This is a genomic window from Phycisphaerae bacterium, from assembly GCA_035275405.1.
Taxonomy (GTDB): Bacteria; Planctomycetota; Phycisphaerae; order UBA1845; family UTPLA1; genus DATEMU01.
In genome coordinates, this window is record DATEMU010000015.1 from 76,052 (window position 1) to 90,421 (window position 14,370).

The window sequence follows — 14,370 nt, forward strand, 5'->3', positions numbered from 1 at the left end:
GGCCCCGCCGAATGTCCCTGGATGCCGATCGATTGCGACTCGCCAAGCTGATGGACGGCGGCTGCCGGTTCATCTTCGCCCCCACGCACGAGGAGGATGAGGTTCTTTCCCTGGTCCGCGATTACGCCGTTCGCAACCCGGTCGACCTCTGGGTTTGGACGGTCGTGGACGGTCTTCGCGACGGTCTGGTTTCCGATCAGCCACCCATCGCCGACACAACGAGTGCGGCCGCCGCCCTGTACTACCTCCGGCGGAGTGGCAAGAAGGGGATTGCCGTGATGCTGGACATGCTGTCGTACCTGCGCGACGAGCGGACGCTCCGCGTGGTCCGCGACCTTCTGCCCACGCTGGCGAAGACCGAGAGCACGCTGATCCTGATCGATCATCAGGACGAACTGCCGCCGGTGCTGGCGGCGGACGCCATTCGATTCGAGATTGCCTTACCCAATGAGAATCAGGTTGAGTCGGTCGTCAAGGAAACCTTGCAGCGACACCATCGCATAAAGCCGATCCTCGTCGATGTGAAGCGGTCCCAATATCAGGCGATTATTCGCAACCTGCGTGGACTCTCACGGCGGCGCATTGCTCGAATCATCGAGGAGACAATCACCGACGACCGGCGGTTTGAGGCGGCGGACCTGCATACGGTCCTGGCCCGCAAGCGCGAGGCGATTTCGGCGGGCGGGTTGCTGGTGTTTGTCGAAACGCCGGTCGATATGAGCGAGGTCGCGGGGATGCGGCGGCTGAAGCGCTGGCTCAAGCAGCGGCAGAGCGTGATGGCGGTCGATGACGGTCTCTCCGGGCTCGCGCCGCCTCGTGGGGTGCTGCTCCTCGGCGTGCAAGGGGCGGGCAAGAGCTTTTGCGCGAAGGCGATCGCCACAGCGTGGCAGCGACCGCTCTTGCGGGTGGATGTCGGGGCGTTGTACGACAAGTACATCGGCGAATCGGAGCGGCGGCTGCGCGACGCGCTGCATCAGGCGGAGGCGATGGCGCCGATCATCCTCTGGATCGACGAGATCGAGAAGGGCTTCGCGTCGGCCGCGAGCCGCAGCACGGACGGCGGCCTGTCGCAGCGGATGTTCGGCGAGCTGCTCACGTGGATGCAGGAGCACCGCGCCCCGGTCTTCGTCGTGGCGACGGCCAACGACATCGAGGCCCTGCCACCCGAGCTCCTTCGCAAGGGACGATTCGACGAGATATTTTTCGTGGACCTGCCGGACGAGGAGACGCGTCGGGAACTGTGGGACATCCACCTGCGAAAGAGGCGGCGCGACCCGGCGGCATACGACGTCGCAGGATTGGTGACGGCCTCGCAGGGCTATAGCGGGGCGGAAATCGAGCAGGCGACAATCGCGGCGATGTACAACGCCGTGGATGCCAAGCGCGAACTGACGAATGACGACCTGTTGCGGGCTTTGAAGGAGTCACCGCCCCTGTCGGCGACGCTGGCGGAACGCGTAGCGGCGCTGCGTGCGTGGGCAGTGGGGCGGTGCGTTCCGGCGGACGAGGCGTAGGTATTTCGAGGGGGCGCGATGATCGTTCTCGATTCCACCCGCACGGTCATGCAGCAGGCCAAGCTCGTTAGTATTGACGAGACGGCCATCGAGCGTTGGGCGCGCGAGATTTCTCCGGTAGCACTGAAGCCAAGTGGCCACGAGTTGATCGGCCAGCTTTCAGGCTCACAAGAGGGGCTGGCCAATCTGGTCCTGCTGGTCGATGCCCTCAATTTCTGCTTCTGGTCGTCAAATCCCCTGCGATTTGAGTGGCGGGGCAAGACCTACGAGCGCTACGAGGCGATGTTTGTTTCCCTGATGCTCGCGGCGCGATATGAGCCGCGGTGGGGGGATGCCGAGTACTGGGTGAGCGTCCCCAGCGAAGAATTGCGCGACACACTCAGCGGCAAAGGCGAGCTGCTTCTCCTCGATGAACGCGAGCAAATCGTCCGCGAGACCGGTCGCGTACTCCTTGAGCGCTTTGACGGTCAGTTCATAAACGCCATCGAATCCGTCTCCGGCAAGGCGTGGCCGCTGGCCGTGCTGCTGATGACCGAGTTCGATTCGTTTCGCGACGTGGCCCGCTATCACGGACAGACCGTGTACTTAATGAAACGGGCACAGATCTGTCCGCTCGATATCGCCGCCTGCTGGCAGGCCCACGGCTTTCACGGTCTCTCCGGTCTCGAGGAGCTGACCGCGTTCGCGGATTACCGCGTTCCGCAGGCGCTGAGACATCTGGGGATTCTGCAGCTAGAATCGCACTTGGCCGAATTGATCGATCGCGAGGAGGAAATCGAGGCGGGGAGCGATGGGGAGATTGAGATTCGAGCCGCGACGATCCGGGCGGTCGATAGAATGAAGAATGCCCTTGAGTCCACCGGAAAACGAGTCGCCGCGTGGGAAATTGACTGGTATTTGTGGGCCTTGGGGCGCGGCGGCGCGGTGGAAGTGAAACATCATCGAACACGAACTGTATACTACTGATTGAGACATAACCCGTTATGGAGACCTGGATGCGACGAAGTTTGTTGGTCATGGCAATGGCGTGGGCGGCCGCCCCGGGCTGCGCGAGGCCGCATGTCGATGTGCCCATCGTAAGCTCGGTTGACGGCTTTGAGAAAGTCGAGGGCTACGAAAATACGACGCAACGGATCAAGAGGGACCCGATTGCGTACCTGAATGAATGCCTCGCCGAGACGCAGAAATTGAAGTCGTTCACGACGCACTTCCAGCGACAGGAACGGTTGGGACTGATCCCACAACTGAAGGAGCAGGAGAATATCCGGGCCGAGTTTCGCGATGATCCCTTCAGCGTGAGGTTCACCTGGATGGATGAAGACAGCGAGTACCAGCAATGTGTCTTCGTGAAGGGCAGAAACGACGACAAGGTGCTGCTGGTCCCCCGAAAAGGCCTCCTCGGCCAGCCGCCGGCCGTGCAAAAGTATCCTGCCCAATTCGCCGTGGTCTTCCAGAAGGCGCGGAACCCCATCACCGATTTCGGCCCCCGGAGGATGATGGAGCGAATCCTTGACCGTATTGAGAAAGCCAGGAAGCACGGCGAGGTGGCGATCAAGCTGGTCGGGGCGGCGGAGATCGGCCCCCGAAAGGAGCCGTGTTTTCACCTGGAACTGCGCTATCCACCCAAGGATCAATTCCCCTGCAAGCTTCAGGACCTCTACATCAGCACCAAGACGCGCCTTCCCGTGGCGACGTATCTATGGCTGCCCGCAAAAGAAGAGCGGACTGAGGCTTCTCTGGACGGCATGTATGCCTATAACAGCCTCAACGATGACGTGGACCACCGCGATAACGTCTTTGTGCTCGACTGCGTGAAAAAGGGAAAATCCGGTACGGGCGGTGTAAAAACGGCGAAGACGAGCGCGGTCGATGCAGGCGCGGCCTCTCCACGGGCGGCAGCCGAAACGGGGCCGGGACAGTGATCGCGTCGCGCCTACACTTGGGAATTTCGATGATCTGCTGCGCGTGGTGCATCGCCGGCTGCGACCCGGTCGCGCGAGAAAAAGCGCGACGGTCGGCGACGTCCAAGGCCGCGGAGGTCCGCGAGGCCACGACGCAAAAAGCGGAGGAGGTCAGGGAGGCTGTCGAGCCCTACATCGACAGGGCCAAGTACGCGACGACGCAGGCCTATGAGAAGGCCAAGCAGCGGGCCCGTGAACTGGCCGAGGACGCGCGGCCCTATGTCGACCGGGCCAAGTCGGCCACGACACAGGCGGCGCAGAAAGTGAAGTCGGCCGCCACGCAGGCTGCCGAGAGAGTCCGCGAGGCGGCCAGCCGGCCCGCGGAGAGCCGGTAATGCGCCGGCCAAATCGGCGAGATCAACTTTATTTAAGCAAGACCGTCGCAGCCGGCGGAGTCTTGCGCGCCTAGGCTCTAATATGAAGCAGGCATCAACATCTCATCCTATTACCAAAGACGTGCGGGACCGGGTGCTGCAGGAGATCGCCTCCCCCAAGGGCCGCGAACTGGTTGCTACGCTGGTTTGCGTGGGCGACGACATTGCCAACGCGATCGAAAAGCTCACCTATGAGTACAAGTACCGATGCGTGGTCGATGATGAGATGGGCCCGGCCAATTCTGATTCGGCGTTGGACCTCTCCGCCAATCTCGAACAGTCGCTCTTGGAAGCGCGGCGGGCGCTGGAGGATGCGACGGGCGGGGAGACGACTTCGCGTTAGCGAATTCCACATTACTCGCTCGCGCAGAAAAACGGGCCGCACCAATACGCGGCCACCCAGCCTTCGCACAAAACTCGGCCCGCATGAGCGTTTGAACGGCGTGGTTTGACGCAGGCTTTTCTGTGGCGGCCCCGTCGGCGCCGGCTGCACCCGATCTTGTACGATCGATTCGTCGGATTTAGGATACACCTTATCATCGCCGGGTCGTGCATTCACGTGCGGCCGTATCGCGCTTTGAGCCCTCACGGCGAGTGCACCTCCAGCCAGTTCGGGAGAAAAAACCATGCGACTCATCAATCGAAGAGGTTGGAACGCAATCGGTGCGCGCCTGGCGGCGGCCTGCGGGCTCGGTGTGGCGACTTGGGCAACAATGCCACTGCAAGCGCAGGACGGTCTGCTCGCGCTGACGACGTCGAATACCCTGCACCGCATCAGCAGCGCCGCGCCGGGGACGAGTCTGTCCAATGTGACGATCACCGGACTGCAAGCATTCGAGGCAATCGTTGCGATTGACTTCCGGCCGGCGACGGGACAGTTGTACGGTCTGGGCAGCAGCGACCGGCTTTATGTGATCAATCGGACAACGGGCGCAGCGACACAGGTCGGTTCTGGTACGTTTACGACGCCGCTAAGCGGGTCCGACTTCGGCATGGACTTCAATCCCGTAACCGACACGATTCGCGTTGTTAGTGACGTCCGTCAGAACCTCCGTATCAATTCGGTGACGGCGCAGGTGACGGTAGATTCGTCGCTAAATGTGTTCGGGATGCCCATTGAAATGCCCGAGGTCGTCGGCGTGGCCTATTCCAACCCATTTGTTATCCTCGGCGGAACGTTCACGACGCTCTATGGCCTCGATGCGGACTTGGACCACTTGGTCCGCATCGGCTCGGCGGGTGGGACGCCGACGTCGCCGAATACAGGTCAGGTGACTGACATTGGTGCCTTGGGCACGATCGTCGGACCGGGCGTCTGCGGCTTTGATATTGCCCCATCGGGAATCGCCTATGCGACTTTCTACAACGCCGGATCGATGATCTCCGGACTTTATACGATCAACCTTTCGACGGGAGCCGTTGGATTGACCGGCGCGCTGCCCGGCGGGGCCATTCGCGGATTGGCGGCAATTCCCCGGCCGCGTATGTCCATCAGTAATGTGAACGTGACCGAGGGAGACGCCGGCTTGTCCAACGCGGTGTTCAATGTCACGCTCTCCGACACGTCATTGACCGCGGTGACCGCGAACTTCGCAACGGCGGACGGCACGGCTTCGGCGGCAAGCGACTACGCACAGAAGAACGGGAGCCTGACTTTCAGTCCCGGTCAGACAGCCAAGACGGTCACGATCAACGTTGTAGGCGATACGGAGATCGAGGCGAATGAGACCTTTCGCGTGGTTTTGTCCAATGTGGTTGGCGGCATAGGCGCGGATTTGGAAAGCGTCGCCACGATTAATAGCGATGATCCGGACGGCGACGCCGACGGGGTGCGCGATGCGGTGGACAACTGTCCGACAACGGCGAACCCCGATCAGGCGGATTCGGATGGCGATGGGTTGGGCGATGCATGCGAATCAGACCCGCCACCTGACGGCGCCACCTGCGGGACCTGCGCACAAGGCGTCTTGCCGGCCGCTTTGGTGAGCCTGTCCCTGATGATGTGGGGGCGCCGGCGGCGAAATTGACGCCGCTTTTCCGCAACGGTCCGACCTCGTACAATAGACTCTCCTCGCGTGGCGGTTGATTGAGATACACCTCTGACCGTCGATCACGGAACTCTTCTTTCTGGGAGGTTCGACATGAGTGGGAACATCGGCATCGGTGGAATCCTGCGCGCTGGACGTGCAACCGAAACGAGATGGACGCCGAGATTCTGTTGGCTGATTTGCGCATTGGTCGTCCCCTCGCTCCCGTCGGCAGCCCGTGCCCAGCGCGGGGCGCCATGTCAGTTGAGCTGTACGCCCAACATCTCCGTGGATGCCGATCCGGGCGAATGTTCCAAGATCGTCAATTATCCGCCACCCGGGGTGTCAGGCGTCTGTGGCACGATCACCTGCTCGCCGTCCTCCGGCTCTTCGTTTCCGCTAGGCCTGACGACGATAACGTGTTCGGCGATGGCCGGTCCGATGTGCACGTTTACTATTACCGTCAACGACGTGGAACTGCCCGTCCTGACCTGCCCGGCCAATCTCAGTTTGAGCGCCGAGGTCGACGCCAATTGCCAGGCCCCGGTCCCCAATGCATTGGCCCTCGTGATGCTGACGGATAATTGTCCCGGTCGGTCCGTGTCACAAGACCCCGCCGTCGGCGAGATGGTGGACGGTGGGGTTCATCCGATCACCGTCATGGCAATGGACGCGAGCGGCAACACGTCGCAGTGCGTGATTGACTTCGAGGCGACCGGCCCCGACCGCGACGGGGACGGGCTGATCGACTGTGCCGACGGCTGCCCGGACGATGCCGGAAAAACCGAGCCTGGGACGTGCGGATGCGGTGTGACGGACACGGATGCCAACAGCAATGGCACGGCGGACTGCCTCGATCCGCCGGCCAACATGGAAATGATGACGTGCGGCGCCTGCGCGCAGGGCGTTTTGCCGGCCGCGTTGTTGAGCATGTCGCTTATGTATTTGGGCCGGCGGCGGCGAAGTTGACGCGGGCTTTTCCGGTGCGCCCGACCTGTTAGAATGAACCCACCTCGCATGGCGGTTTCGTGAAACACACATCCGACCGCCGATTACGATTCTGGAACGGACTCCGCTTTCTTGGAGGTTCGCCATGATCGGGATGGTCGGAGTCGGACAAATTCCGCGCGGTGTTGATGCATCGAGTTCGAGACGGACGTCGCGACGAGTAGGGGTGCTCTGCACGGTCACGTGTCTTTGGCCCACGGTCACGGCACGCGCCGATTTCACGGAAAACTTTGACGGCGTGTCGCCGCCGGCGCTACCTGCCGGTTGGACGGCAACAGATCCTCTGGATTCAAATCCGTCATGGGCGACGACGATGATGACCAGCGACTCGGCGCCCAATAACGCATTCGTCAACGATGCCAGCATGGTCAGCGAACAGCGGCTCGACACCCCTCCGATCCCCATCGCCACGCCCACCGCCGTGCTCACGTTTCGAAATAATTACAATTTGGACTCAGGTCGTCACGGCGGTGTGCTGGAGATCTCCATCGACGGCGGGGCTTTTCAGGACATCCTGACCGCCGGGGGCAGTTTTGTCGGTGGCGGTTACAACGATTTCATCTTCGCCGCGCTCGCGAATCCCATCGACATGCGGGATGCGTGGTCGGGCAACTCGAGCGGATACATCACCACGACGGTCAACCTGCCGTCCGCGGCCGCCGGCAAACACATCGTCCTTCGCTTTCGTTTTGGAAGTGACAACGACACGGGCGTCGTCGGCTGGCACATCGACTCGATCAATATTCAATCGCAGGATCGGGATAGCGACTTCGTGATCGACAGCGTCGACAACTGCCCGGATACGGCCAATCCCGGCCAAGATGACGCGGATGGTGACGGCAAGGGCGACGGGTGCGACAACTGTTCCAGCGAGTTCAACGCCGACCAAGGTGATGGGGATGGCGATGGCAAAGGCGATGTCTGCGACGACTGCCCAAGTGCCTTCAACGCGGATCAGGCCGACTCGGACGGCGACGGCGTGGGCGACGTTTGCGAACCTGCCCCGCCTCCTGGCGACGCCTGCGGGACCTGCGCCCAAGGTGTCTTGCCGGCCGCGTTGCTCAGCCTTTCCCTGATGATGTGGGGACGGCGGCGCAGAACTTGACGCGGGCTTTCCCGCGACGCCCGACTTGTTAGAATGAACCCTTCTCGCTTGGCGGTCTCGTGGGACACACATCCGACCGCTGCTTACGACTCTGGAACGGACTCCGCTTTCTTGGAGGTTCGCCATGATTGGAATGTGCTGGAATAGTCAGAATTCGCGCGATATTACTGCATCGAGATTGCGGTGGACGTCGAGAGTTGCATGGGCGTTCTGCACGGCCGCATCCCTCTGGCCAACGGCCTCGGCTCGCGCCGATTTCACGGAGAACTTCGATGGTGCGACGCCGCCGACTCCGCCGCCCGGCTGGACGGCGACGAATGTCGCCGGGCCGGCGCCGGTCTGGGTGACGACGGCGACCGACAGCGACGCCGGGCCCAACAATATCTTCGTCGACAATCCCGGCGTCATCAGCGACAAACGGCTCGATACTCCGTCGATTCCAATCGCCACGAACACAGCCACACTCACGTTTCGGCATCGGTTCGCTTTGTCGAGTCCGGAAGACGGCGGCGTGCTGGAGATCTCCATCAATGGCGGGGCGTTTCTGGACATTCTCGCCGCCGGGGGCAGCTTTGATCCTGGCGGCGTTGGTTATGTAGGCACCCTCTCCGGCAATGGTCCCTTGACCGGAAAAGCGGCGTGGACGAACTCCACGGGGGGGCTGTACGTCACGACGATCGTCAACCTGCCGGTCGCCGCCGCCGGAAAAAACATCGTCCTCCGCTTCCGCATGGGAAGCAGCAGCGCTGCCGCCGGTCTGGGCTGGCACATCGACTCCCTCGAAATCAAATCGCAGGACGGGGATAGCGACGGAGCGGCCAACAATGTCGACAACTGTCTGACCACGCCGAACCCGGACCAGGACAATCCCGATGGAGACAATTTGGGTAGCGCGTGCGACAACTGCCTGGACGCGGCCAACAACGACCAGGCCGATGCGGACGGGGACGGCAAGGGGGATGCCTGTGACAACTGCGTGGACGTGTTCAACGTGGACCAGGCGGACGCGGATGCCGACGGCGTGGGCGACGCGTGCGATACGGCCCCCCCGGCGGATGCCGCCTGCGGGACGTGCGCTCCGGGTGTTTTCCCGCTAGGGCTTCTCACCCTGGCCCTGATGCCAGGCGTGACGTTTCGGCGCCTCCGCACACGGGTTGGTCAGATGATTCATGGTGTGCGACCGGAAGAATCCATTGCCGCTGGGAGGAATTGCAAATGACTCCGTACAAAACAAGTCCATCGAGTTTGATGTCATGGATTCTTGTCGCAGCGGTGATGATCTCCGGGCGCTCGGCGATGGGCGCGCCGCCCGTCATTGTGCCGGCGGTTGAGCCCAACAACACGCCGGGCACGGCGCAGGTGCTGGTCTTGGGATCTCAAGGAGGTCTCATCGTCCAAGGCGCAATCACGCCGACAGGCGATTTCGACTACTATAGGCTGAATAATATTCCATCCGGGGCCAAGGCATGGATCAAAGTAGATACCGGCGGCACCAACCTTTTGAGCCGAGATTCCGTGGTCACGTTGTTTGCAGCGGACGGAACTACTGTTATCGAAGACGACGACGATGATGGACAAGGCACCGATTGCGATTCAACCGAAGAAACCGAGCTTTCATCGGCCATCGCGGGGCGAACGTTAACGGCCGGTGGAACTTATTTTCTTCGCGTCAGGCAGTTCAACAACATGAACCCCATCGGCTCCTACCTGCTTTTTGTCGTCGTCACGACGGCGTCTTCGCCTGAAACCGAGGCGAATAATACCGTCCCAACCGCCGACGGCATCACCACATTCTCCATGCCCGTCGGTGCCCGATCGGCCGCCATCGGCATCGCGGCCGATGTTGATTTCTATTCGGTGCAGGCCCAGTCGGGGAACGTACTGTTCCTGGCCGTCGATACCGACCCGCCGCGAACCGGAGCTGAGACCGACGTAGTGCTGAAGCTCTTCGACACCGACGGGACGGCAGAGCTGCTGTCGGTCGACCAGCCCACTGGATCTGAAGGCGCCGAGTCCGCCTGCTTTGCAATCCCGATGACCGGGACCTATTTCGCGCGAGTCAGCCATTTCGCCGCGGCCGGTACCGGCAACTATGCGATCATGACGGCTGCCTTCGGCCAGCCGGATGCTGACGGCGATGGGGTCATCGATAGTCAGGACAACTGCCCCTCGTTCGCCGACCAAACCCAAAAGAACATCGACGGTGACCAATTCGGCGACGGTTGTGACAACTGCCCGTCGTCTGCAAATAACAATCAAGCGGATCTCGATGGCGATGGTCGGGGCGACGTCTGCGATAAATGCCCGACGTTCGCCAACAGCGATCAAGCGGATGCCGACGGCGATGGTAAAGGAGATGTCTGCGACAACTGCCCGGCGCTCTTCAACGCCGACCAGAACGATGCCGACGGCGACGGCAAAGGCGACGAGTGCGACAACTGCCCGGCGGTTTTCAACGCCGATCAAGGGGATTCAAACGGAGACGGCATAGGCGACGTCTGTGGAGACGCGCCCGGCGGCCAGCCCGCGCCGTGCGGAGTTTGCGCGCAGGGTGTCCTGCCGGGTATGCTGTTGAGTCTGTCGCTGATGATGTGGGGGCGGCGCTCCAGAATGCCTTCACGCACGTCTGAGGTGGTTCCCAAATAAAAGGGCTCCCGATCGATCGAAGCGCGATTATTATCGTAACTTCCGCGTCACGGCCGGCCGTAATATCCTCTTTGCGGTGCGTGTACGCGGGTATAATTATTGACAGTTTCCGGAGGAGGTCATGTCCAGGCAATCGAGTCCCTGCTTCTCACGCTTCGCGTTCGTCGTTTGTACCTTGTGCACGGCGGCGGGCGCCGTCCCCGCGGCCCGCGCCGTGGATTACAGCGAAAATTTTAATAGTGTGGTTGCTCCCGCACTACCGCTAGGATGGACGACCAGTCACTCCGACAGCGGCGTCGATTGGGTAACCGAACAAACAGGCCCCAGCGAAAATAACGCCTTTGGCAACGATGCTACCGACTTCGGCACAAGCACCCTAACGAGCCCTTCGGTGGCATTGAGCTCGGACTTCGTTCAAATTCGATTTCAACAGCACTATGACCTTGAAGCCCCGCCGGCTTCTCAACTGGCGCAGGACGGTGGTGTCATGGAAATCGCCGTTTCCGGATTCACCGGCGGCGCCTTCATCGACGTCGCGGCCATCGGTACCTTCGTGACCGGCGGATACGACCACCTCGTCGGCTCAGAAGGCGGCAATCCCCTGGTGGGTCGCGACTGCTGGTCGGGCGATTCCGGCGGGTTTATTGACACCATAGTCAATCTCCCCGCAGGGACCGCCGGGAACAACATTCAACTCCGCTGGATCCTCGGCACCGACGAAACGAATGATCGCAGCGGCTGGCGAATCGACCGCGTGCGCATATTCGATGGCTGCGGCGCCCTCGTGTGCCCGGATGTCAATGTCAACAACGATACCGGCGAGTGCGGCGCCGTCGTGGATTTTGAGATAAGCACCCTCAACTGCGGGACGGTTACTGCCGTGCCGGCGTCCGGCTCCTTTTTCCCCGTCGGCACGACGACGGTCGCCGTAAGCACGACCGCCGGGTCCTCATGCACCTTTGATGTGACGGTCAACGACGCCGATGTCGACCCCGATCTCGATGGCCTGGGGAGTGCTTGTGATACCTGCCCCGATGATTTCAACCCCGATCAAGCCGACGGGGATGGCGATGGAAGCGCCGATGCGTGTGACAACTGCCCGGCGATTGTCAATGCAAACCAGGCGGATTTGGATGGCGACGGAGTGGGGGATGAATGTGACAATTGCCCGGAGTTCCCCAATCGGGCCCAGGCGGATACCGACGGTGATGGCATCGGCAACGGTTGCGACCTATGCCCCCTGGTCGAGATCGACGACGGACCGGATGAAGATGGCGATGGCAGGGGCGACATCTGCGACAACTGCCCGACGATTGCAAACAACAATCAGTCCAACCCCGACCGCGACATGTTCGGCAGTGCGTGCGACAACTGCCCAACGGTCGCGAACAGCAGCCAGTCCGACGTCGACGGTGACGGGACGGGCGACGCCTGCGACAACTGCCCGTTGGTATTCAACGTCGATCAGGCGGATGCGAATGGCGACGGGTTTGGTGACGTGTGTCAGCCAATTCCCCCGATTTCTCTACCGATTCCGTGCGGCGTTTGCGCGCAGGGAGTCCTGCCGGGCATGGTGCTGAGCCTGTCGCTATTGATGTTGGGACGACGGCGGATTCGTCGTCTCCCTCCGTGAAAAAGAGTTCCATCCGTCGCGAGCCAGCCGCAACCACCCGGCACAGGGGTGTATGCCGGATTGACCCGATTCCCCTATAATGTGAATGGTCTTCGAATCGATTGGGCGTCGCTAAAGCCAGCATCGATTTCCTAGGCCCTGCCTAACGGAGCGGCGATGCCCACGGCGAAAGTTGCGATCCTCAGAACCAGACCTTCTACCGTCCTTGCGGATTACCACCGGCTGCTAAACCTCGCCGGCTATCAGTCCGTCGTGGACAAGTCCGCCGACACCGCACTCAAGGTCAATATCAGCTGGCACTTTTTCTTTCCCGGAAGCTCGACCGTGCCGTGGCAGCTCGAGGGCGTTATCCGGGCGATGAAGGCCGACGGGTACAAGCCGGAGCTGATGCACGCCTGCCACAATCGTACGGTCGTAATCGACGCGCATCTGGGCGAGCGGGAGAACAAGCAGGTCAACGTGGTTCAGGCCCACGGTCTGCGTAACATCCACCTGTACGAGGGCGAGCCATGGATCAACGTCCGCGAGGCCGTGGGCGATCTTGCGGACAGATTCCTCGTGCTCAACAAGGTGTATCCCGACGGATTCGCCATCCCCAAACGCTTCATCGGTGAGAACATCATCCACCTTCCGACGGTCAAGACGCACATCTTCACAACGACGACCGGGGCGATGAAGAACGCCTTCGGCGGCCTGTTGAACGAGCACCGGCACTGGACGCACGAGGTGATCCACGAGACGCTCGTCGATCTGCTCATGATCCAGAAAAAGATTCACCGTGGCGTTTTCGCGGTGATGGATGGGACGTTTGCGGGCGATGGCCCGGGTCCGCGGTGCATGACGCCGCACGTCAAGAATGTGATCCTGGCCAGCGACGATCAAGTGGCGATCGATGCCGTCGCCGCCAAGTTGATGGGTCTCGATCCGATGGCGATCAAGTTCATCCGCATCGCCCATGACATGGGGCTGGGCTGCGGCGATCCGTCGAAGATTGAAATCGTCGGCGATGTCGATGCGGCGGCCGAGAATTGGCATTTTGACGGGCCATTCAAAAACATGACCTTCGCCTCGAAGATGCAGCACAAGATTTACTGGGGGCGGCTCAAGACGATGCTGGAGTGGTCGCTGAAGACGTGGATGGCCCCCTGGTCGTACATCGCCAGCGTGATCTATCACGACAGCTTCTGGTATCCCACGCGGGCGAAAAAGCACATGGCGGCTGTACTGGAAAGTGATTGGGGGAGGCTCTTTCAGAATTGGGAAAAACTGACACCCGATGCGCAGGGCTTTCCGACCGTCGGCGATCAGCCCGCGGAATTGAAGCTCCTGGGAGCATCGGCGTTTCGCCAATCGATCAAAATTCTCGGCACGTGCATCCGCGAGGCGCCGGAGTTTCGATTCAAGAAGCAGACGCACGGATTGGGGTAATCGGACATGCTCGTTTACCTCATGCGACATGGAATCGCGTCGCCCCGCGGCGAGTTGGGGATTGATGACGCCGCTCGTGCCCTGACCCCGGAGGGAGCGGACAAAGTGCGGCGAATTTGCTCCGCGCTGCGGCGGCTCAAGGTCGAATTCGACGAGATCTGGACGAGTTCCCTGATTCGGGCCAAACAGACGGCGGAGATCGTGGCCAGTGTGTGGGGCCTGGGTCAAGAGGTCCGCATCGTCCCCGCGCTTGAACCGGGCGGAGACCTGCGGGCACTCATCGATATGTTGAGATGCGAATCGGCAGCGCGGGGGGTATTGCTCACGGGTCACGAACCGGACATGGGCGAGCTGGCCGGCATGCTCATCAGCGGGCGATCGGATGCAACGATTCGTTTCAAAAAAGGAGGGGTGGGGTGCATCGAGTTGAACGAAACGCCCAAGGGGGGTACTGGAGAGTTGCTTTGGCTCTTGACCCCCAAACAGCTGTGCAAAATTGCTTAGTGGTGGAAGGGGCGAATCGCGGTCCAACCGGCCATTTCCGCAGGGATGTGAACAACCTGTGATTTATGGTGTTTCCGCATGTCCAAGCCTGTGAATTGTCGTTCCCTTCGGTAGTTCAGGACGCTCTTAACACAATCTTGACCTGACTTTTCAGTGCAGCGTCCTTATAC

At 61.2% G+C, this 14,370-nt stretch carries 13 protein-coding genes; all 13 read left to right on the forward strand.

Translation table 11 applies throughout. The annotated features are described in order from the left end of the window. The first annotated feature begins 11 nt into the window (after window positions 1–11). The 13 genes from VJZ71_18105 to sixA all read left to right on the forward strand — a co-directional run bounded on the left by VJZ71_18105 (window position 12) and on the right by sixA (window position 14,200). Entirely contained in the window at window positions 12–1,514 is a 1,503-nt protein-coding gene (locus tag VJZ71_18105) for an AAA family ATPase (GenBank protein ID HKQ49994.1), read from the forward strand. Window positions 1,515–1,532: 18 nt separating this feature from the next. Continuing rightward, window positions 1,533–2,480: a queuosine salvage family protein gene (locus tag VJZ71_18110; GenBank protein HKQ49995.1), complete on the forward strand. Its 948-nt coding sequence runs from the start codon at window positions 1,533–1,535 to the stop codon at window positions 2,478–2,480. Window positions 2,481–2,509: 29 nt separating this feature from the next. Then, window positions 2,510–3,436, forward strand: coding sequence for a DUF1571 domain-containing protein (locus tag VJZ71_18115; protein ID HKQ49996.1), 927 nt, complete (start codon window positions 2,510–2,512; stop codon window positions 3,434–3,436). 29 nt (window positions 3,437–3,465) lie between these two features. Continuing rightward, complete coding sequence (locus tag VJZ71_18120; GenBank protein ID HKQ49997.1) at window positions 3,466–3,810, forward strand: hypothetical protein; 345 nt, start codon at window positions 3,466–3,468, stop codon at window positions 3,808–3,810. Between the two features lie 82 nt (window positions 3,811–3,892). Beyond that, window positions 3,893–4,192 carry a hypothetical protein gene (locus tag VJZ71_18125; GenBank protein HKQ49998.1) on the forward strand — a complete coding sequence of 100 codons (300 nt, stop codon included), beginning with the start codon at window positions 3,893–3,895 and terminating at the stop codon, window positions 4,190–4,192. Between the two features lie 283 nt (window positions 4,193–4,475). Beyond that, on the forward strand, window positions 4,476–5,876 hold the full coding sequence (locus tag VJZ71_18130) for a DUF4394 domain-containing protein (protein ID HKQ49999.1): 1,401 nt from the start codon (window positions 4,476–4,478) through the stop codon (window positions 5,874–5,876). A 114-nt stretch (window positions 5,877–5,990) separates the two neighbouring features. Further along, the gene (locus tag VJZ71_18135) at window positions 5,991–6,845 is read left to right on the forward strand and encodes a hypothetical protein (protein ID HKQ50000.1); all 855 of its coding nucleotides are present in this window, start codon (window positions 5,991–5,993) and stop codon (window positions 6,843–6,845) included. A gap of 124 nt (window positions 6,846–6,969) precedes the next feature. Beyond that, on the forward strand, window positions 6,970–7,989 hold the full coding sequence (locus VJZ71_18140) for a thrombospondin type 3 repeat-containing protein (protein HKQ50001.1): 1,020 nt from the start codon (window positions 6,970–6,972) through the stop codon (window positions 7,987–7,989). Window positions 7,990–8,113: 124 nt separating this feature from the next. After that, window positions 8,114–9,208 (forward strand): hypothetical protein, encoded by a 1,095-nt coding sequence (locus VJZ71_18145; protein HKQ50002.1) that lies wholly within the window; start codon window positions 8,114–8,116, stop codon window positions 9,206–9,208. Beyond that, complete coding sequence (locus VJZ71_18150) at window positions 9,205–10,635, forward strand: thrombospondin type 3 repeat-containing protein (protein ID HKQ50003.1); 1,431 nt, start codon at window positions 9,205–9,207, stop codon at window positions 10,633–10,635. The genes VJZ71_18145 and VJZ71_18150 overlap by 4 nt, the downstream gene beginning before the upstream one ends. A 391-nt stretch (window positions 10,636–11,026) precedes the next feature. Beyond that, window positions 11,027–12,268, forward strand: coding sequence for a thrombospondin type 3 repeat-containing protein (locus VJZ71_18155; protein ID HKQ50004.1), 1,242 nt, complete (start codon window positions 11,027–11,029; stop codon window positions 12,266–12,268). A 156-nt stretch (window positions 12,269–12,424) separates the two neighbouring features. Beyond that, window positions 12,425–13,696: a DUF362 domain-containing protein gene (locus VJZ71_18160; protein HKQ50005.1), complete on the forward strand. Its 1,272-nt coding sequence runs from the start codon at window positions 12,425–12,427 to the stop codon at window positions 13,694–13,696. Window positions 13,697–13,702: 6 nt separating this feature from the next. Further along, window positions 13,703–14,200, forward strand: a complete 498-nt coding sequence (gene sixA, locus VJZ71_18165; protein HKQ50006.1) for a phosphohistidine phosphatase SixA — start codon at window positions 13,703–13,705, stop codon at window positions 14,198–14,200. Window positions 14,201–14,370: the final 170 nt, after the last annotated feature.

Bases quoted from the DNA above. Each gene is read 5' to 3' on its own strand.
- VJZ71_18150 (HKQ50003.1), top strand. From the start codon at position 9,205: ATGACTCCGTACAAAACAAGTCCATCGAGTTTGATGTCATGGATTCTT.
- VJZ71_18160 (HKQ50005.1), top strand. From the start codon at position 12,425: ATGCCCACGGCGAAAGTTGCGATCCTCAGAACCAGACCTTCTACCGTC.
- VJZ71_18145 (HKQ50002.1), top strand. From the start codon at position 8,114: ATGATTGGAATGTGCTGGAATAGTCAGAATTCGCGCGATATTACTGCA.
- VJZ71_18120 (HKQ49997.1), top strand. From the start codon at position 3,466: ATGATCTGCTGCGCGTGGTGCATCGCCGGCTGCGACCCGGTCGCGCGA.
- VJZ71_18110 (HKQ49995.1), top strand. From the start codon at position 1,533: ATGATCGTTCTCGATTCCACCCGCACGGTCATGCAGCAGGCCAAGCTC.
- sixA (HKQ50006.1), top strand. From the start codon at position 13,703: ATGCTCGTTTACCTCATGCGACATGGAATCGCGTCGCCCCGCGGCGAG.
- VJZ71_18135 (HKQ50000.1), top strand. From the start codon at position 5,991: ATGAGTGGGAACATCGGCATCGGTGGAATCCTGCGCGCTGGACGTGCA.
- VJZ71_18105 (HKQ49994.1), top strand. From the start codon at position 12: ATGTCCCTGGATGCCGATCGATTGCGACTCGCCAAGCTGATGGACGGC.
- VJZ71_18115 (HKQ49996.1), top strand. From the start codon at position 2,510: ATGCGACGAAGTTTGTTGGTCATGGCAATGGCGTGGGCGGCCGCCCCG.
- VJZ71_18125 (HKQ49998.1), top strand. From the start codon at position 3,893: ATGAAGCAGGCATCAACATCTCATCCTATTACCAAAGACGTGCGGGAC.
- VJZ71_18130 (HKQ49999.1), top strand. From the start codon at position 4,476: ATGCGACTCATCAATCGAAGAGGTTGGAACGCAATCGGTGCGCGCCTG.
- VJZ71_18140 (HKQ50001.1), top strand. From the start codon at position 6,970: ATGATCGGGATGGTCGGAGTCGGACAAATTCCGCGCGGTGTTGATGCA.